The following is a 17,670-nucleotide window of genomic DNA, read 5'->3' on the forward strand; positions in this document are numbered from 1 at the left end:
CCCACGTCATGACCGAGACCCCCCTGAAGGGGCTGCGCGTGCTCGACGCGGCCACCCTCTTCGCCGGCCCCCTCGCCGCCACCCTGCTCGGCGACTTCGGCGCGGACGTCGTCAAGATCGAGCACCCCACGAAACCGGACCCCTCCCGCGGCCACGGCCCCTCGAAGGACGGCATCGGCCTGTGGTGGAAGGTCCTGGGCCGCAACAAGCGCACGATCACCCTGGACCTGTCCAAGCCGGGCGGGCGGACCACCTTCCTGCGGCTGGCCGCCGCCGCGGACGTGGTCATCGAGAACTTCCGCCCCGGCACCCTGGAGAAGTGGGACCTCGGCTGGCCCGAACTCTCCGCCGCCAACCCCCGCCTGGTCCTCACCCGCGTCACCGGCTTCGGCCAGTTCGGCCCCTACGCCCACCGCCCCGGCTTCGGCACCCTCGCCGAGGCGATGAGCGGCTTCGCGGCGATCACCGGCGAACCGGACGCACCCCCGGTGCTGCCGCCCTTCGGCCTGGCCGACTCCATCGCGGGCCTGGCCACGGCGTACGCGGTGATGACAGCGCTCGCGGCCCGGGACCGCACGGGCGAGGGCCAGGTCGTCGACATGGCGCTCATCGAGCCGATCCTGACGGTCCTCGGCCCCCAGCCGACCTGGTACGACCAGCTCGGTCACGTCCAGGAGCGCACCGGCAACCGCTCCGCCAACAACGCCCCGCGCAACACCTACCGCACGGCCGACGGCACCTGGGTCGCCGTCTCCACCTCGGCCCAGTCGATCGCGGAACGCGTGATGCACCTGGTGGGCCGCCCCGAGCTGATCGACGAACCGTGGTTCGCGACCGGCGCCCAGCGGGCCGCCCACGCCGACGTCCTCGACGCGGCGGTCGGCGACTGGATCGCCACACGCACCCGCGCGGACGTCCTCGCGGCCTTCGAGAAGGCGGAGGCCGCGGTCGCCCCGATCCAGGACGTCCGGGACGTGATGGCCGACCCGCAGTACCAGGCACTCGACACCGTCACCACGGTCGACGACCCCGAGCTCGGCCCGCTGCGCATGCAGAACGTCCTCTTCCGGCTCTCCTCGACCCCCGGCGCGATCCGCTGGGCGGGCCGCCCGCACGGCGCGGACACGGACGAGATCCTGACGGAAGCGGGCCTGACCGAGGCCGAGTTGACGGCGCTGCGCGCGGAGGGCGCGCTATGAGGCCGTACCCTCTGACCTGGCTCTACGTCCCCGGCGACCGCCCCGAGACCGTCACCAAGGCCCTCGTGGCCGGCGCCGACGTCGTGGTCGTCGACCTGGAGGACGCGGTCGCCCCCGACCGCAAGCGGTACGCCCGCGAGGCCACCGCCGAACGTCTCGGCGACCCCCAGCCGGTCCCGGTCCACGTCCGGGTCAACGCCCTGGACAGCCCCCTGGCGGCAGCGGACCTCGCGGCGATCGCCCCCCTCCCGGGCGTCTGCGGGCTGCGCCTGCCCAAGGTCACCGCCCCCGCCCAGATCACCCGCGTCGCACAGACGACGGCCCGGGCCGAAGGAGGCGCCCCACCCCTGTACGCCCTCCTGGAATCGGCCCTGGGCATCGAGCACGCCTACGCCATCGCCACCGCCCACCCGAGCCTGCGAGGCATCGCCCTCGGCGAGGCGGACCTGCGAGCCGACCTGGGCGTACGACACGACGGGGGCCTGGACTGGTCCCGCTCCCGAGTGGTCGTGGCGGCGAGAGCGGCGGCCCTGCCTCCCCCGTCCCAGTCCGTCCACCCCGACATCCGGGACCTGGAGGGCCTGCGGGCCTCCTGCGCCCACGGCCGTGCCCTGGGCTTCCTGGGCCGGGCAGCCGTCCATCCCCGCCAACTCCCGGTGATCGAGCGGGCCTACCTGCCCACGGAGGAGGAGATCGAGCAGGCGGAGACGGTCCTCAAGGCGGCGCAGGCCCACCAGGGGGCGCAGGCCCTCCCGGACGGCACGTTCATCGACGCGGCGGTGGTGACCCAGGCCCACCGCACCCTCTCCCTCGCCGGCCGCGCCTGACATACGACGAGGGCGCCCCGACCACTCGGGGCGCCCTCGTCGACGTACGGCCGATCGTCAGGTCTTCTTCGCGGACTCGGCCTCGTCGGCGGCCTCGCGGGAGTCGGCCTCGGACTCGCCGGAGTCGGAGTCGGCCTCGGCCTTCTCGGCGGTGCCGGACTTGTCGGCCGCTTCCGCCTCATCGTCGGCGGCATCCGCGCCCGGCTCGACGACGTCCTCGCGTCCGGGCCGCTTCTTCGCCGACACCACGAGGTACGTCACCGCGAGCAGGAACACGACGATCGCGGTCCAGACGTTGAGCCGGACCCCCAGGATGTGGTGGGCGTCGTCGATGCGCATGTACTCGATCCAGCCGCGCCCCGTGCAGTACGCGGCGACGTACAGCGCGAACGCCCGGCCGTGTCCCAGCTTGAAGCGGCGGTCGGCCCAGATGACGAGCAGGGCGACGCCGACGCACCACAGCGACTCGTAGAGGAAGGTCGGGTGGTAGTAGCCCGGTACCCGGCCGTCCGTGGAGGACGTGATGTGCAGGGCCCACGGCAGGTCGGTCGGCTTGCCGTACAGCTCCTGGTTGAACCAGTTGCCCCAGCGGCCGATGGCCTGTGCGAGGGCGATACCGGGGGCAATGGCGTCGGCGTAGGCCGGCAGCGGGATGCCCCGGCGGCGGCAGCCGATCCACGCGCCCACCGCACCGAGCGCGATCGCGCCCCAGATGCCGAGGCCGCCCTCCCAGACCTTGAAGGCGTCGACCCAGTCACGGCCCTCGCTGAAGTACAGCTCGTAGTCCGTGATCACGTGGTAGAGGCGGCCGCCGAGCAGTCCGAACGGCACGGCCCAGACCGAGATGTCGGCCACCGTGCCGGCTCGCCCGCCACGGGCGATCCAGCGCTTGTTGCCGAGCCAGACGGCAACGAAGACGCCGATGATGATGCAGAACGCATAGCCACGCAGCGGGATGGGACCGAGGTGGATCACCCCGCGCGACGGGCTGGGAATGTAGGCAAGTTCCATGGCAGGGTCGACGCTACCCTGCCCGGCCGGACCCACGGCAGGCGGTCCGGCAACGGGTCCATAACAGGCGGGCCTGAAATCCTTACCCCTTGGCCGCTTCCAGTACCTGCTGCTTCAGCTTCGCCGGCGTCATCGTCCGGTCCTGGTAGATGTTCTTGCCGTTCAGCAAAACCGTCGGCGTCCCGCTGAAGCCGCCGTTGCGGAAGGCCGCCGCGGACTTCTCGACCCAGCTGTTGTGCGTGCCCTTCTCCACGCACGCACGGAACGCGGGGGTGTCGAGCCCGTCGGTCTTCTCCGCCAGGTCGAGGAGCTTGCTGTTCTCGGCGAAGGCGTCGTCGGTCTCGTCGGGCTGGTTCTCGTAGAGGACGTCGTGGTAGCCCGGGAACTTCCCGGCGTCCTGGGCGCAGGCCGCGGCATTGGCCGCGTTGCGGGAGCCGGTGCCGCCCATGTTGCCGTCGATGATCGTCGCCAGGTGGTACTCGGCCTTGAGCTGCCCGGATTCGGTGAGCTCGTGGACGACCGGGCGGTACGCCGTCTCGAAGGCCTTGCAGGCCGGGCAGCGGAAGTCCTCCCAGACGACGAGCGTCGACTTGGCGCCCTCCTTGCCGACCGGAATGGCGAGGCTGTCCTGGCCCTCGGCGCCCGAGGGCGCCACGACCGGGCCCGCGGAGTCGCTGTCCTTGTCCTTGCCGGAGTTGGCGGCGACGACGCCGATCACCGCCGCGAGACCGAGGACGCACACCACACTCGCGCCCACGATCAGCACTCGGCGCCGCCTGTCCGCGGTCTTCTGCTTCGCGCGCTCCTCCGCCAGCCGCTCCCGGGCGGTGCGCTTTCCCTCACGGTTCTTCTCGCTCACACCCGCAGAACGAACCGGGGAGGCGCACCGCGCCTCCCCGGCCCCAGGTCCACCCGTTCGAGTGACCGCGGTTTCCGTCACGCCGTGACCGGCGTGCGGCCGGGCCTACGCCTGTCGGCGCACGCCCTTCGCCAGCTCACCGGCGAGCTCGCGGACGCCCTCGACGCCGGCCTTGTCGTCCGGCGCGTCCAGCATCCGCTTGACGAAGGCGGATCCGACGATCACGCCGTCGGCGAAGCCGGCCACTTCGGCGGCCTGTGCGGCGTTGGAGACGCCGAGCCCGACGCAGACGGGCAGACCGGCCCCGGCATCGGCGGCCCGGGTGCGCTCGACGAGGTCCTGGGCCTGCGCCCCGACCGACTCACGGGTGCCCGTGACGCCCATCAGCGAGGCGGCGTACACGAATCCGCTGCCGGCCGCGGTGATCTCGGCGAGCCGCGCGTCCTTGCTGCTGGGCGCGACCACGAAGACCGTGGCGAGCCCGTGCTTGTGCGCGTGCTCCCTCCACAGCGCCGACTCCTGCACCGGCAGGTCGGGCAGGATGCAGCCCGCGCCGCCCGCCGCGGCGAGCTCGGCGGTGAAGCGCTCGACGCCGTAGCGGTCGATGGGGTTCCAGTACGTCATCACGAGCACCGGCTTCCCGGTGGCCTCGTAGGTCTCCTTGACCGTCCGCATGACGTCCGCGATCTTGACGCCGCCGCGCAGGGCGATGTCGTCGGCGGTCTGGATGACGGGGCCGTCGAGGACGGGGTCGCTGTGCGGCAGACCGACCTCGACGACATCGGCACCGCCGTCGAAGGCGGCCTTGATCGCCGCGATGCCGCCGTCCACGGTCGGGAACCCGGCCGGGAGGTAGGCGATCAGTGCGGCGCGGCCCTCGGCCCTGGCGCCGGCGAGGGTGTCCGACAGCAGCTGAATGTTCCCGCTCACTTCGCGTCCCCCTCGATCTCGGCGCCGGTACCGGCCTCGTCCGCCGCGACGGCGGCGTCGGTGTCGTACAGGCCGAAGTAGCGTGCGGCCGTGTCCATGTCCTTGTCGCCGCGGCCGGACAGGTTGACGACGATCAGCCCGTCCTTGCCGAGCTCCCTGCCGACCTCCAGGGCGCCGGCCAGCGCGTGGGCGCTCTCGATGGCCGGGATGATGCCCTCGGTGCGCGACAGGAGGCGCAGGGCCTGCATGGCCGCGTCGTCGGTGATCGCGCGGTACTCGCCGCGGCCGGAGTCCTTGAGGTAGGAGTGCTCGGGGCCGATGCCCGGGTAGTCGAGGCCGGCGGAGATGGAGTACGGCTCGGTGATCTGGCCCTCCTCGTCCTGGAGGACGTAGGAGCGGGAGCCGTGCAGGATGCCGGGCTCGCCCGCGGTGAGGGTGGCCGCGTGCTCGCCGGTCTCCACGCCGTGCCCGGCGGGCTCGCAGCCGATGAGGCGTACGCCGGTGTCCGGGATGAAGGCGTGGAACAGGCCGATGGCGTTCGAACCGCCGCCGACGCAGGCGATGGCCGCGTCGGGCAGCCGGCCGGCCCGCTCCAGGAGCTGGCGGCGGGCCTCGACGCCGATGACCCGGTGGAAGTCGCGGACCATGGCCGGGAAGGGGTGCGGTCCCGCGACCGTTCCGAAGAGGTAGTGCGTGCGGTCGACGTTGGCGACCCAGTCGCGGAAGGCCTCGTTGATGGCGTCCTTCAGCGTGCGGCTGCCGGACTTCACGGCGATGACCTCGGCGCCGAGCATGCGCATCCGGGCCACGTTGAGGGCCTGGCGCTGGGTGTCGATCTCGCCCATGTAGATGGTGCACTCGAGGCCGAAGAGCGCGCAGGCGGTGGCGGTGGCGACGCCGTGCTGGCCGGCGCCCGTCTCCGCGATCACCCGGGTCTTGCCCATGCGCCTGGTGAGCAGGGCCTGACCGAGGACGTTGTTGATCTTGTGAGAGCCGGTGTGGTTGAGGTCTTCCCGCTTCAGGAAGATCGTGGCGCCACCCGCTTCGGCGGCGAAACGGGGGACCTCGGTGAGCGAACTGGGACGGCCGGTGTAGTGGACCAGCAGGTCGTCGAGCTCACGGGCGAACTCGGGGTCGTGCTTGGCCTTGTCGTACTCGACGGCGACCTCGTCCACGGCGGCGACGAGGGCCTCCGGGATGAACTTGCCGCCGAACGCGCCGAAGTAACCTTCGGCGCTGGGGATTTGACCGTCGGGGTCGGGGATGAAGAACTCGCTGGGCATGGCAATACCTCACGGTGAGTGCGTTGAAAAGACACTATTCGCCGTGGGGGCAGGGATTATCAGTTGGCTGCGGGACCTTTGTGGCTGGTCGCGCCCGCACGGCGGTAGCCGCTGATCAATACAGCCCCGCGCCCCTGACGGGGCGCTGCCATCGCATGCCGTTCACCTGGCCGGGTTCGTCACCGATCACATACCGGACCCGACGGCCGTGCACCCTGCGTGCGGGCGCGCGGCAGCCACGGGGGCGGCAGCCGCGCGCGAGGCGGGCGTACCTGTCCATGGCTGTCGTCATGAGGGTCATCGGGGCCGATCCTATCGGGTGATCAGCCGCGGCCGTGTCGCAGTGCCGGGTGTTCGCCCGCCGCGACCAGGTCGGAGACGGCCGTCTTCGGGTCCTTGCCCGTCACCAGGGACTCGCCCACCAGGACCGCGTCGGCGCCGGCGTTGGCGTAGGCGATCAGGTCGTGCGGGCCGCGGACGCCGGACTCGGCGACCTTGACCAGGTGGGCGGGGATCTCGGGGGCGATGCGCTCGAACGTGCCGCGGTCGACCTCGAGGGTCTTGAGGTTGCGCGCGTTGACGCCGACGATCTTCGCTCCGGCGTCCACCGCGCGCTCGACCTCGTCCTCGTCGTGGACCTCGACGAGCGGGGTGAGGCCGATGGACTCGGCACGCTCGATCAGGGACTCCAGGGCGGGCTGCTCCAGGGCCGCGACGATGAGCAGCACGAGGTCGGCACCGTAGGCCCGGGCCTCCCACAGCTGGTACGACGTGACGATGAAGTCCTTGCGCAGGATCGGGATGTCCACCCGCGCGCGGACAGCCTCCAGGTCGGCCAGCGAGCCGCCGAAGCGGCGCTGTTCGGTGAGGACGGAGATGACGGCGGCGCCGCCCGCCTCGTAGTCGGCGGCGAGGCCCGCCGGGTCGGCGATCGCGGCCAGCGCGCCCTTGGAGGGGCTGGAGCGCTTGACCTCGCAGATGACCTTGACGCCGTCGCCGCGCAGTGCGGCCACGCCGTCCTTGGCCGCAGGAGCCTTCGCCGCGCGCTCCTTGAGCTCGTCGAGGCTGACGCGCGCCTGCCGTTCCGCGAGGTCGGCACGGACTCCGTCGATGATCTCGTCGAGCACACTCACGCGAGCGGCCCCCTTCCAGACGGTTGACAGTTCCAGCGACCGATGAAAACAGGTGGTCACTGCGATGGTATCCGCAGGAGGGCGTAGCCCTCGCATCCGGTTGACGCCGGTCCCACTACCTGGACGTTCATCAGTTGATCAAGGATGAAGCCAGCCACCGAACGGCAGGTTCCGGACAACCGTGAAGACCAGCAGCAATGTCCCCGCCGTCCACAGGTGCACCGGCCCGAGGCCGAGCTTCAGCGGCCGGCCGCGCGCGGTGCGGACCACCCAGACGGTCCACAGCACGGCGAAGGCCAGATAGCCCAGCACAGCCGGCGCGTTGGCCTGGAGCGCGGCCAGGAAGTCGCCGTGGACGAACGCGTGCGCGCTGCGCAGTCCGCCGCAGCCGGGGCAGTACAGGCCGGTGATCCGGTAGAGCGGGCAGACGGGGTAGTGCCCGGGCTGGTTGGGGTCCACGGTCCCCACGTACGCGAAGGCCCCGGCGACGGCCGCGAGGATTCCGCCCGGGACCGCGAGCCCGGTGAGCCGGGAGGCGCGCTGGGTGTCGGCTTTCACGCCTCGCATTGTGCCCTGCGGGGTCCCACGCACGCGTGAGGGGCGGCCCCGGCGCTCTCGCCGGTCCGCCCCTCCACGAAGTTCTGCGCGCGTCAGCTCTTGGCCTCGGCCGTCTCGACCTCGGGCTGCTGCGAGGTGGCGAGCGGCTTGTGGGCGTCCTTGGGCATGCCCATCCCCATCGCGCTCATGATCCAGCCGACGACACCGCCGACGACCACGATCGCCATACCGGCCCAGAAGCCCGCCGGCTGGGCCATCACCATGAAGGCGCCCGCGACGCAGAACCCGATGAAGGCGATAGTGACACCGGTCCAGGCGGCCGGGGTGTGACCGTGGCTGCTGCCCGCCATTGCTTGCTCCTAGTGCTGAAGTACGTGTCTGAGCCGGACGCTCGAAGTCATTGTCCCGCACGCGAGGGCACGAAGTGATCCGGGGTCGCGCTTCACGGGCGACCGCTAGGCCCCCGTCGGGTCTTCTCCTCGGTCGAGCGCCTTCCAGATGTCCTCGGGCCGGTCGGGATCCACGACAGCGGCCTTACGGCGGACCCGGGGCGCCCCGTCCCGCTCGTAGCGCCCGGACATCGCGGGCCACAGCCGCCCGTACCGCAGGGCGAGCAGCCCGGCGAGAAGGATCAGCGCACCCCCGACCACGGCGACGTACGGCCAGGGGGTGTGCGAGAGGGAGGCGACCGTCGCCGAGGTGTCGCCGGAGGCCTGGGCGGCCTGCTCGTCCAGCGCGGACGAATCGCTCGCCCCGACCAGCGCGGCGGCGACGATTCCCGCGCCGGAGAGCGCGAGCAGCGCGGCCACCAGGAAGCGCCCGGCCTTGCGGACGGCGAAGACGGCGACGAGCGCGGCGAGGCCCACTATGGCCAGGGCGGCGGGGACGCCGGTGACGTCACTGCCCTTGGCGGTCAGGGGAAAGGCGCCGCCTGCCACGGTCGCGGTGCCCTCGGACCACCTCTGGCGGGTGGCCAGCAGCGCCACGGCGGCGCCGAGCGCGCCGCACAGCAGGGCGACGGCGAGACTCAGACGTCCGGCCCTGGCGGGTCCGGCGGCTTCGGAACGGGGGTGCGGTACAGCAGTCACGTACCCCACTATCACCCGAACCCCGGGCGAACGGTGACCCGGGGTTCCGTGAGAAGCGCCCCATTCCTCGGTGAAGACCCCTACTTGCCGAGCCGGTTCGCCGTGTGGACCGCCCGCAGGACCGCCGCCGCCTTGTTGCGGCACTCCGTGTCCTCGGCGACCGGATCGGAGTCGGCGACGATGCCGGCGCCTGCCTGGACGTAGGCCGTGCCGTCGCGGAGGAGGGCCGTGCGGATGGCGATCGCGGTGTCGGAGTCGCCCGCGAAGTCGAGGTAGCCGACGCAGCCGCCGTACAACCCGCGCCGGGACGGCTCCAGTTCGTCGATGATCTGCATCGCGCGGGGCTTGGGGGCGCCGGAGAGGGTGCCCGCGGGGAAGCAGGCGGTCAGGACGTCGAAGGCGGTACGGCCCGGCGCGACCTTGCCGGTGACGGTCGACACGATGTGCATCACGTGGGAGTACCGCTCGACGGACATGAAGTCGACGACCTCCACGGAGCCCGGCTCACAGACGCGCCCCAGGTCGTTGCGGCCCAGGTCCACCAGCATCAGGTGCTCGGCGCGCTCCTTCGGGTCGGCGAGCAGTTCGTCGGCGAGGGCCTGGTCCTCCTGCGGGGTGGCCCCGCGCCACCGGGTGCCGGCGATGGGGTGGACCATGGCGCGCCCGTCCTCGACCTTGACCAGGGCCTCGGGGGACGAGCCCACGACGTCGAAGCCGTCGAAGCGGAACAGGTACATGTACGGGGAGGGGTTGGTGGCCCTCAGGACCCGGTAGACGTCCAACGCGCTCGCCGTGCACGGCGTCTCGAAGCGCTGGGAGGGAACGACCTGGAAGGCCTCGCCGGCCCGGATGCGCTCCTTGATGTCCTCGACGGCCTCCTGGAAGTCGGGGCCGCCCCAGAGGGCGGTGTACTCGGGCAGCTCGGAGGGCGGCAGGACGGCGGCGGGCTGGGCGACCGCCCTCGACAGGTCGGCCTCCATCGCGTCCAGGCGGGCCACCGCGTCCGCGTGGGCCTCGTCGACGCCGGTGTCGAGGTCGTTGTGGTTGATCGCGTTGGCGATCAGCAGGACCGAGCCCTCCCAGTGGTCCATGACGGCGAGGTCGCTGGTCAGGAGCATGGTCAGCTCGGGGAGCTTCAGGTCGTCGCGCTCACCGGGGCCGATCTTCTCCAGGCGGCGGACGATGTCGTAGCCGAGGTAGCCGACCATGCCGCCGGTGAAGGGCGGCAGGCCCTCCTGGTGCGGGGTGTGCAGGGTCTCAACCGTGGCGCGCAGGGCGGCGAGCGGGTCGCCGTCGACGGGGACGCCGACCGGTGCGGTGCCGAGCCAGTGGGCCTGGCCGTCGCGTGCCGTCAGGGTCGCGGACGAGCGCACGCCCACGAAGGAGTAGCGGGACCAGGAGCGGCCGTTCTCCGCGGACTCCAGCAGGAAGGTGCCGGGGCGCTCGGCGGCGAGCTTGCGGTAGAGGGCGACCGGGGTGTCGCCGTCGGCCAGGAGCTTGCGCGTGACGGGGATGACACGGCGGTCGGTGGCCAGCTTGCGGAAGGTCTCGAGGTCCATGGCGGCTGACCTTACTGATCCGAGGCGGCGGTGCCGGAATCAGCGCCGTCCTTGAGGAGCACGTCCGCGTCGAAGCAAGTGCGCGCGCCGGTGTGGCAGGCGGCGCCGACCTGGTCCACCTTGACCAGCACGGTGTCGGCGTCGCAGTCGAGGGCGACGGACTTGACCCACTGGAAGTGGCCGGAGGTGTCGCCCTTGACCCAGTACTCCCGGCGGCTGCGCGACCAGTAGGTGCAGCGGCCGGTGGTCAGCGTGCGGTGCAGCGCCTCGTCGTCCATCCAGCCGAGCATGAGCACCTCACCGGTGTCGTACTGCTGGGCGATGGCGGGGACGAGCCCGTCGGCGCTGCGCTTGAGACGCGCGGCGATCTCCGGGTCGAGGCTGCTGGACTGGGGCGTGCTGGTCATGGGGCCATTGTGCCGCGCGCCACCGACAAGCCCGGCGCGGTGTCCACTGTGCGGACCCGGGCGGCGGTCGTACGCTGACTGCATGTCGACTTTCGCCAAGCGTGAACGACTTCTGCTCGCCGATCTGTTGGAGGCCGAGGGCCCGGAGGCCCCCACCCTCTGCGACGGCTGGCTCACCCGCGACCTCGCCGCCCACGTGGTGGTGCGCGAGCGCCGGCCCGACGCCGCGGGCGGTCTGCTGATCAAGCAGCTCGCGTCCCGTCTGGACCGGGTGATGACCGAGTTCTCCGAGAAGCCCTACGAGGAACTGATCCAGCTCATCCGCACCGGCCCGCCGCGCTTCTCGCCGTTCCAGCTCAAGCAGGTCGAGGAGCTGTCGAACACGGTGGAGTTCTACGTCCACACCGAGGACGTGCGCCGGGCCCGCCCCGACTGGACGCCGCGCGAGCTGGACTCCGTCTTCCAGGACGCCCTGTGGTCCCGTCTGGAGCGCACCGCCCGACTGATGGGCCGCAGCGCCCCCACCGGCCTGGTGCTGCGCCGACCGGACGGCCAGACGGCGGTCGCGCACCGGGGCACACCGGTCGTGACGGTGACCGGCGAGCCGTCGGAACTCCTGCTGTTCCTGTACGGCCGGCAGAGCGCGGCCAAGGTGGAGCTGGACGGCGACAAGGAGGCGATCGCCAAGCTGCACGAGGCGAAGGAGCTCGGGATCTGACGGGCCCGGTTGGTCACACGGCCCAGGCCGACGAGGTCGGCCTGGGCCTACGGCGCGCGCCGCACAGGGCGCCGCTGAGCCCGGCGAACGGTCCGATCGGCAGGGCGACCCCGGCGGCTCCTGGTGGGCCGTTCGTCGAGGTGGCGGGGGTACATGCCGGCGCACTGCTCGTGGCATAGCCGGGTGGCCGCCAGCTGCGCGGCCGCCCGCCCCGGCGCGTCCTGGAAGTCCACGTCGCGGAGGCTCACACCCTGCGACGAGGGCTCCGCGGCCGGCTGACCCCGGCCCGCTCAAGGCCCTCGCCCAACCCGCGGGTGCAGCTCTACGGGGTGTGTGCGTGGCCCCGGGTCCGATGGTCAGCGGACCGGGTGCCCCGCCCCCCGCAGCGTCTCCTTCACCTCGCCGATCCGCAGATCGCCGAAGTGGAACACCGAGGCCGCCAGCACCGCGTCCGCGCCCGCCGCGACGGCCGGCGGGAAGTGGTCGAGCTTGCCCGCGCCGCCGGAGGCGATCAGCGGGACGGTCACGTGCTTGCGGACGGCCTCGATCATCTCCAGGTCGTAGCCGTCCTTGGTGCCGTCCGCGTCCATCGAGTTGAGCAGGATCTCACCGGCGCCCAGCTCGGCGGCCCGGTGCGCCCACTCGACGGCGTCGATGCCGGTACCGCGACGGCCTCCGTGGGTGGTGACCTCGAAGGTGCCCGCGGAAGTGCGCCGCGCGTCCACCGACAGCACCAGCACCTGCCGGCCGAACCGCTCGGCGATCTCGCGGATCAGGTCGGGACGGGCGATGGCCGCGGTGTTCACGCCCACCTTGTCCGCCCCGGCCCGCAGCAGCTTGTCCACGTCCTCGGCCGTGCGGACACCGCCGCCGACCGTCAGCGGGATGAAGACCTGCTCGGCGGTGCGGCGCACCACGTCGTAGGTCGTCTCGCGGTTGCCGGAGGAGGCGGTGATGTCCAGGAACGTCAGCTCGTCGGCGCCCTCGGCGTCGTACACCTTGGCCATCTCGACGGGGTCGCCCGCGTCGCGCAGGTTCTGGAAGTTGACGCCCTTGACGACCCGGCCGTTGTCCACGTCCAGGCAGGGGATCACTCGTACGGCGAGGGTCATGCTGCGGTGTCTCCTCGGAACGCCTCCACCTCGACCTCGACGACCAGGCTGGGGTCCACGAAGCCGGAGACGATGATCAGGGATGCGGCGGGCCGGACGGTGTCGAACAGCTCCTTGTGGGCGCGTCCGACCTCGTCGACGTCCCGGGCGTGGGTGATGTACAGGCGGGTGCGCACCACGTCGTCCCGGCCGAGCCCCAGCTCCTTCAGAGCCGCGAACGCGACGTTGAAGGAGTTGATGGTCTGCTCGTACGGGTCGCCCGCGACGATCTCACCGTCCACCACCGAGGTGCAGCCGGAGACCAGCACCAGGCCGTTGGGCAGCTCCACCGCCCGGGAGTACCCGAAGGTGTCCTCCCAGGGCGCACCGGTCGTGACGCGTCGCAGATCGCTCACTGAGCCACCGCCTCCAAAGCCTCTTCCAGGGTGAACGCCTTCGCGTACAGCGCCTTCCCGACGATGGAGCCCTCGACACCGAGCGGGACCAGCTCGGCGATGGCCCGCAGGTCGTCCAGGGAGGACACCCCGCCGGAGGCCACCACCGGGCGGTCTGTCGCCGCGCAGACGTTGCGCAGCAGCTCCAGGTTCGGGCCCTGGAGCGTGCCGTCCTTGGCGATGTCGGTGACGACGTACCGCGCGCAGCCCTCCTTGTCGAGCCGCTCCAGCGCCTCGTACAGGTCGCCGCCCTCGCTGGTCCAGCCGCGGCCCTTGAGGGTCGTACCGCGCACGTCCAGGCCCACCGCGATCCTGTCGCCGTGCTCGGCGATGACCTTGGCGACCCACTCCGGGCTCTCCAGGGCGGCGGTGCCGAGATTGACCCGGGTGCAGCCGGTGGCGAGGGCGGCGGCCAGTGAGGCGTCGTCGCGGATGCCGCCGGACAGCTCGACCTTGATGTCCATCGCCTCGGTGACCTGCCGGACCAGCTCCCGGTTGTCGCCGGTGCCGAACGCCGCGTCCAGGTCGACCAGGTGCAGCCACTCGGCGCCCGCCCCCTGCCAGGACAGGGCGGCCTCCAGGGGGGAGCCGTACGACGTCTCGGTCCCGGACTCGCCGTGCACGAGGCGGACGGCCTGGCCGTCGCGGACGTCCACGGCGGGGAGGAGTTCGAGCTTGGTGGGCATCAGAGGGTTCCGATCCAGTTGTTCAGCAGCTGCGCACCGGCGTCGCCGGACTTCTCGGGGTGGAACTGGGTGGCCCACAGGGCGCCGTTCTCCACGGCGGCCACGAAGGGCTCACCGTGGGTCGACCAGGTGACCTTGGGCGCGGTCATCGCCTTGTTGTGCGTCTCCAGCGACCAGTCCTGGACGGCGTAGGAGTGCACGAAGTAGAAGCGGGCGTCGGCGTCCAGGCCGGCGAACAGCCGGGAGCCGGCCGGCGCGTCGACGGTGTTCCAGCCCATGTGGGGCACGATGTCGGCCTTGAGCGGCTCGACCGAGCCTGGCCACTCGTCGAGGCCCTCGGACTCCACGCCGTGCTCGATGCCGCGCGCGAAGAGGATCTGCATGCCGACGCAGATGCCCATGACCGGGCGCCCGCCGGACAGCCGACGGTCGATGATCCAGTCGCCGCGGGCCTCGCGCAGGCCCTTCATGCAGGCGGCGAAGGCGCCGACGCCGGGCACCAGCAGGCCGTCGGCGTTCATGGCCTTGTCGTAGTCGCGTGTTATCTCGACCTCGGCGCCCGCGCGCGCGAGGGCGCGCTCGGCGGACCTCACATTGCCGAAGCCGTAGTCGAAGACGACGACCTTCTTCGAAGACGGAGTACTCAATTCCACACCTCCAGCCTCATGACACCGGCGACGAGACACATCCCCGCGGCGATGGACAGCAGCACGATCAGGCCCTTGGGCATCTGCTGCTTGACGAAGGAGTAGATCCCGCCGGCCAGGAAGAGGCCGACGACGATCAGGAGGGTCGAGAGGCCGGTCACAGCGCGCCCTTCGTGGAGGGGAGGATGCCCGCCGCGCGCGGGTCACGCTCGGAGGCATAGCGCAGGGCCCGGGCCAGCGCCTTGAACTGGCACTCCACGATGTGGTGGGCGTTGCGCCCGTAGGGCACGTGCACGTGCAGGGCGATCTGCGCCTGGGCCACGAAGGACTCCAGGATGTGCCGGGTCATGGTGGTGTCGTACTCGCCGATCATCGGCGCCATGTTCTCGGGCTCGGTGTGCACGAGGTACGGGCGGCCGGACAGGTCGACGGTGACCTGCGCGAGGGACTCGTCCAGGGGGACCGTGCAGTTGCCGAAGCGGTAGATGCCCACCTTGTCGCCGAGCGCCTGCTTGAAGGCGGCGCCGAGCGCGAGGGCGGTGTCCTCGATGGTGTGGTGCGAGTCGATGTGCAGGTCGCCCTCGGTCTTCACGGTCAGGTCGAACAGACCGTGCCGGCCGAGCTGGTCGAGCATGTGGTCGTAGAAGCCGACGCCCGTCGACACCTCGACCTTGCCGGACCCGTCGAGATCGATCTCGACCAGGACCGAGGTCTCCTTGGTCACTCGTTCGACCCTGCCAACGCGACCATCGCGAGTCATGTGCTCTGCTCCTTCTTCAGTTCACGGACCGCGTCGAGGAACGCGTCGTTCTCGTCGGGGGTTCCGGCGGACACCCGCAGCCACCCCGGAATGCCGTTGTCCCGGACCAGGACACCCTGGTCGAGGATCTTCTGCCAGGCCGCGTGCGAGCCCCCCGGGCCGTCGAAGAGCCCGAACTGCACGAAGTTCGCGTCCGAGTCCACGACCTGGAAGCCGATCGCGCGCAGCTCGCTCACCAGCCGGTCCCGCTCGCCCTTCAGCTGCTCGACGTACTTGAGCAGCGTGTCGGTGTGCTCCAGGGCGGCCAGCGCGGTCGCCTGCGTGACGGCCGACAGGTGGTAGGGCAGCCGTACGAGCTGGACGGCGTCCACGACCGCCGGGTGCGCGGCGAGGTAGCCGAGGCGCAGGCCCGCCGCCCCGAACGCCTTGGACATCGTCCGCGAGACGACGAGCTGAGGCCGTCCCTCGATGAGCGGCAGCAGCGAGTGGCCGTGGCTGAACTCGATGTACGCCTCGTCGACCACGACCATGGACGGCTTCGCCGCCTGCGCGGCCTCGTACAGCGCGAGGACCGTCTCGGGCGGGACCGCGTTGCCGGTGGGGTTGTTGGGGGTGGTGATGAAGACGACGTCCGGCTTCCGCTCGGCGATCGCCCGCACGGCCGCCTCGACGTCGATGGTGAAGTCCTCGTTGCGCGGACCCGAGATCCAGCCCGTGCCGGTGCCGCGCGCGATCAGGCCGTGCATCGAGTACGACGGCTCGAAGCCGATCGCGGTACGGCCCGGTCCGCCGAAGGTCTGCAGCAGTTGCTGGATGACCTCGTTGGAGCCGTTCGCCGCCCAGACGTTGGCGAGGCCGACCTCGTGTCCGGAGGTGTCCGTGAGGTACTTGGCGAGTTGCGTGCGCAGCTCGACCGCGTCCCGGTCCGGGTAGCGGTTGAGGTCGCGGGCGGCCTCGCGGACGCGCTCGGCGATGCGCTCGACCAGCTCGTCGGGGAGCGGGTAGGGGTTCTCGTTGGTGTTCAGCCGTACGGGGACGTCCAACTGGGGCGCGCCGTAGGGGGACTTGCCGCGTAGCTCGTCCCGTACGGGGAGATCGTCGATTCCGAAGTTCACTTGCCCGCCGGTACCTTCCACCCGAACCTCGCCTTGATCGCCGCGCCGTGCGCGGGCAGATCCTCCGCCTCCGCCAGCGTCACCACATGGTGCGCGACCTCGGCCAGCGCTTCCTTCGTGTAGTCGACGATGTGGATGCCCCTCAGGAAGGACTGCACGGACAGTCCGGAGGAGTGGCAGGCACACCCGCCGGTCGGGAGCACGTGGTTGGACCCGGCGGCGTAGTCACCGAGGGACACCGGCGCCCAGGGCCCGATGAAGACCGCGCCCGCGTTGCGGACCCGGTCGGCCACCGCGGCGGCGTCGGCCGTCTGGATCTCCAGGTGCTCGGCGCCGTACGCGTCGACGACCCTGAGGCCCTCGTCGATGCCGTCGACGAGGACGATCGCGGACTGCCTGCCCTTGAGGGCGGGCACGATCCGGTCCTCGATGTGCCTGGTGGCCACGACCTGCGGCTCCAGCTCCTTCTCGACGGCGTCCGCGAGTTCGACGGAGTCGGTGACCAGGACGGCCGCGGCCAGCGGGTCGTGCTCGGCCTGGCTGATCAGGTCCGCCGCCACGTGCACGGGATCGGCGGAGGAGTCCGCGAGGACCGCGATCTCGGTCGGGCCCGCCTCGGCGTCGATGCCGATCCTGCCGGTGAAGTAGCGCTTGGCGGCGGCGACCCAGATGTTGCCGGGGCCGGTGACCATGTTGGCGGGCGGGCAGGACTCGGTGCCGTACGCGAACATCGCGACGGCGGTCGCGCCACCGGCGGCGTAGACCTCGTCGACGCCGAGCAGGGCGCACGCGGCGAGGATCGTCGGGTGCGGGAGGCCGCCGAACTCGGCCTGGGCCGGGGAGGCGAGGGCGATCGACTCGACGCCCGCCTCCTGCGCGGGCACCACGTTCATGATCACGGAGGACGGGTAGACCGACCGGCCACCCGGCGCGTACAGCCCGACCCGGTCGACCGGCACCCACTTCTCGGTGACGGAACCGCCGGGCACGACCTGGGTCGTGCGGTCCGTGCGCCGCTGTTCGCGGTGGACGATACGGGCGCGGCGGATGGACTCCTCCAGGGCCGCGCGGACGTCCGGGTCGAGCTCCTCCAACGCGCGCGTGAGGGCCTTCGCGGGCACCCGCACCTGCTCAAGGCGCACGCCGTCGAACTTCTCGGCGAAGTCGATCAGCGCCGCGTCGCCCCGATGATGCACGGCCTCGCAGATCGGACGCACCTTCTCCAGGGCGGCCGAGACGTCGAAGTCGGCTCGGGGCAGCAGGTCGCGCAGGGCGGGGCCCTCGGGGAGGGCGTCGCCGCGCAGATCGATTCGGGAGATCACGTGGTCAATTCTCTCAGACCCT

Annotated in this window: 22 protein-coding genes; 3 read left to right on the forward strand and 19 right to left on the reverse strand. The window is 71.6% G+C overall.

Going from position 1 to position 17,670, the window contains the following annotated elements; all coding sequences use genetic code 11:
• Positions 1-8: 8 nt before the first annotated feature.
• Complete coding sequence (locus ACGFWE_RS09600) at positions 9-1,199, forward strand: CoA transferase (RefSeq protein ID WP_352382795.1); 1,191 nt, start codon at positions 9-11, stop codon at positions 1,197-1,199.
• Entirely contained in the window at positions 1,196-2,026 is an 831-nt protein-coding gene (locus ACGFWE_RS09605; RefSeq protein ID WP_352382797.1) for a CoA ester lyase, read from the forward strand. The genes ACGFWE_RS09600 and ACGFWE_RS09605 overlap by 4 nt, the downstream gene beginning before the upstream one ends.
• A 57-nt stretch (positions 2,027-2,083) precedes the next feature.
• Here ACGFWE_RS09605 and lgt read toward each other — a convergent pair whose 3' ends face one another.
• From lgt to hisI, 11 genes are all read right to left on the reverse strand, one after another.
• Positions 2,084-3,037 (reverse strand): prolipoprotein diacylglyceryl transferase, encoded by a 954-nt coding sequence (lgt, locus tag ACGFWE_RS09610; protein ID WP_352382799.1) that lies wholly within the window; start codon positions 3,035-3,037, stop codon positions 2,084-2,086.
• An 82-nt stretch (positions 3,038-3,119) separates the two neighbouring features.
• The gene (locus ACGFWE_RS09615; RefSeq protein ID WP_352382801.1) at positions 3,120-3,896 is read right to left on the reverse strand and encodes a thioredoxin domain-containing protein; all 777 of its coding nucleotides are present in this window, start codon (positions 3,894-3,896) and stop codon (positions 3,120-3,122) included.
• A gap of 105 nt (positions 3,897-4,001) precedes the next feature.
• Positions 4,002-4,826 carry a tryptophan synthase subunit alpha gene (gene trpA / locus ACGFWE_RS09620; protein ID WP_352382803.1) on the reverse strand — a complete coding sequence of 275 codons (825 nt, stop codon included), beginning with the start codon at positions 4,824-4,826 and terminating at the stop codon, positions 4,002-4,004.
• Entirely contained in the window at positions 4,823-6,109 is a 1,287-nt protein-coding gene (gene trpB / locus ACGFWE_RS09625) for a tryptophan synthase subunit beta (RefSeq protein ID WP_352382805.1), read from the reverse strand. The genes trpA and trpB overlap by 4 nt, the downstream gene beginning before the upstream one ends.
• 115 nt (positions 6,110-6,224) lie before the next feature.
• Complete coding sequence (gene trpM, locus ACGFWE_RS09630; protein ID WP_393599129.1) at positions 6,225-6,410, reverse strand: tryptophan biosynthesis modulator TrpM; 186 nt, start codon at positions 6,408-6,410, stop codon at positions 6,225-6,227.
• 22 nt (positions 6,411-6,432) lie between these two features.
• Positions 6,433-7,242, reverse strand: coding sequence for an indole-3-glycerol phosphate synthase TrpC (gene trpC / locus ACGFWE_RS09635; RefSeq protein ID WP_352382807.1), 810 nt, complete (start codon positions 7,240-7,242; stop codon positions 6,433-6,435).
• Between the two features lie 138 nt (positions 7,243-7,380).
• Positions 7,381-7,809: a DUF2752 domain-containing protein gene (locus tag ACGFWE_RS09640; protein WP_393599131.1), complete on the reverse strand. Its 429-nt coding sequence runs from the start codon at positions 7,807-7,809 to the stop codon at positions 7,381-7,383.
• Positions 7,810-7,892: 83 nt separating this feature from the next.
• Positions 7,893-8,150: an HGxxPAAW family protein gene (locus tag ACGFWE_RS09645; RefSeq protein WP_352382810.1), complete on the reverse strand. Its 258-nt coding sequence runs from the start codon at positions 8,148-8,150 to the stop codon at positions 7,893-7,895.
• A gap of 105 nt (positions 8,151-8,255) precedes the next feature.
• The gene (locus tag ACGFWE_RS09650) at positions 8,256-8,897 is read right to left on the reverse strand and encodes a TIGR02234 family membrane protein (RefSeq protein WP_352382811.1); all 642 of its coding nucleotides are present in this window, start codon (positions 8,895-8,897) and stop codon (positions 8,256-8,258) included.
• 71 nt (positions 8,898-8,968) lie between these two features.
• The gene (locus ACGFWE_RS09655) at positions 8,969-10,447 is read right to left on the reverse strand and encodes an anthranilate synthase component I (RefSeq protein WP_352382813.1); all 1,479 of its coding nucleotides are present in this window, start codon (positions 10,445-10,447) and stop codon (positions 8,969-8,971) included.
• Positions 10,448-10,458: 11 nt separating this feature from the next.
• Complete coding sequence (gene hisI / locus ACGFWE_RS09660; protein ID WP_352382815.1) at positions 10,459-10,854, reverse strand: phosphoribosyl-AMP cyclohydrolase; 396 nt, start codon at positions 10,852-10,854, stop codon at positions 10,459-10,461.
• An 82-nt stretch (positions 10,855-10,936) separates the two neighbouring features.
• On the opposite strand from hisI, the gene ACGFWE_RS09665 reads away from it, so the two are divergent.
• The gene (locus tag ACGFWE_RS09665; RefSeq protein ID WP_352382817.1) at positions 10,937-11,572 is read left to right on the forward strand and encodes a TIGR03085 family metal-binding protein; all 636 of its coding nucleotides are present in this window, start codon (positions 10,937-10,939) and stop codon (positions 11,570-11,572) included.
• A gap of 356 nt (positions 11,573-11,928) precedes the next feature.
• Here ACGFWE_RS09665 and hisF read toward each other — a convergent pair whose 3' ends face one another.
• From hisF to hisD, 8 genes are read right to left on the reverse strand one after another with little or no spacing between them, the layout of a single operon-like run.
• A complete protein-coding gene (gene hisF / locus ACGFWE_RS09670) occupies positions 11,929-12,684 on the reverse strand; it encodes an imidazole glycerol phosphate synthase subunit HisF (RefSeq protein WP_352382819.1) in 756 nt (251 codons plus the stop codon).
• Positions 12,681-13,079 carry a RidA family protein gene (locus tag ACGFWE_RS09675; protein ID WP_352382820.1) on the reverse strand — a complete coding sequence of 133 codons (399 nt, stop codon included), beginning with the start codon at positions 13,077-13,079 and terminating at the stop codon, positions 12,681-12,683. The genes hisF and ACGFWE_RS09675 overlap by 4 nt, the downstream gene beginning before the upstream one ends.
• Positions 13,076-13,804: a bifunctional 1-(5-phosphoribosyl)-5-((5-phosphoribosylamino)methylideneamino)imidazole-4-carboxamide isomerase/phosphoribosylanthranilate isomerase PriA gene (gene priA, locus ACGFWE_RS09680; protein WP_352382822.1), complete on the reverse strand. Its 729-nt coding sequence runs from the start codon at positions 13,802-13,804 to the stop codon at positions 13,076-13,078. Before priA ends, ACGFWE_RS09675 begins: the two co-directional genes overlap by 4 nt.
• Positions 13,804-14,451, reverse strand: a complete 648-nt coding sequence (hisH, locus tag ACGFWE_RS09685; protein ID WP_393599136.1) for an imidazole glycerol phosphate synthase subunit HisH — start codon at positions 14,449-14,451, stop codon at positions 13,804-13,806. Before hisH ends, priA begins: the two co-directional genes overlap by 1 nt.
• Positions 14,448-14,612: a hypothetical protein gene (locus ACGFWE_RS09690; RefSeq protein WP_007381382.1), complete on the reverse strand. Its 165-nt coding sequence runs from the start codon at positions 14,610-14,612 to the stop codon at positions 14,448-14,450. The genes hisH and ACGFWE_RS09690 overlap by 4 nt, the downstream gene beginning before the upstream one ends.
• The gene (gene hisB / locus ACGFWE_RS09695) at positions 14,609-15,211 is read right to left on the reverse strand and encodes an imidazoleglycerol-phosphate dehydratase HisB (protein WP_393599138.1); all 603 of its coding nucleotides are present in this window, start codon (positions 15,209-15,211) and stop codon (positions 14,609-14,611) included. Before hisB ends, ACGFWE_RS09690 begins: the two co-directional genes overlap by 4 nt.
• Entirely contained in the window at positions 15,208-16,326 is a 1,119-nt protein-coding gene (locus tag ACGFWE_RS09700) for a histidinol-phosphate transaminase (RefSeq protein WP_352382827.1), read from the reverse strand. Before ACGFWE_RS09700 ends, hisB begins: the two co-directional genes overlap by 4 nt.
• Positions 16,323-17,648 carry a histidinol dehydrogenase gene (hisD, locus tag ACGFWE_RS09705; protein WP_393599140.1) on the reverse strand — a complete coding sequence of 442 codons (1,326 nt, stop codon included), beginning with the start codon at positions 17,646-17,648 and terminating at the stop codon, positions 16,323-16,325. Before hisD ends, ACGFWE_RS09700 begins: the two co-directional genes overlap by 4 nt.
• Positions 17,649-17,670: the final 22 nt, after the last annotated feature.

This window comes from Streptomyces sp. NPDC048523 (assembly GCF_043199815.1).
Lineage (GTDB): Bacteria > Actinomycetota > Actinomycetes > Streptomycetales > Streptomycetaceae > Streptomyces.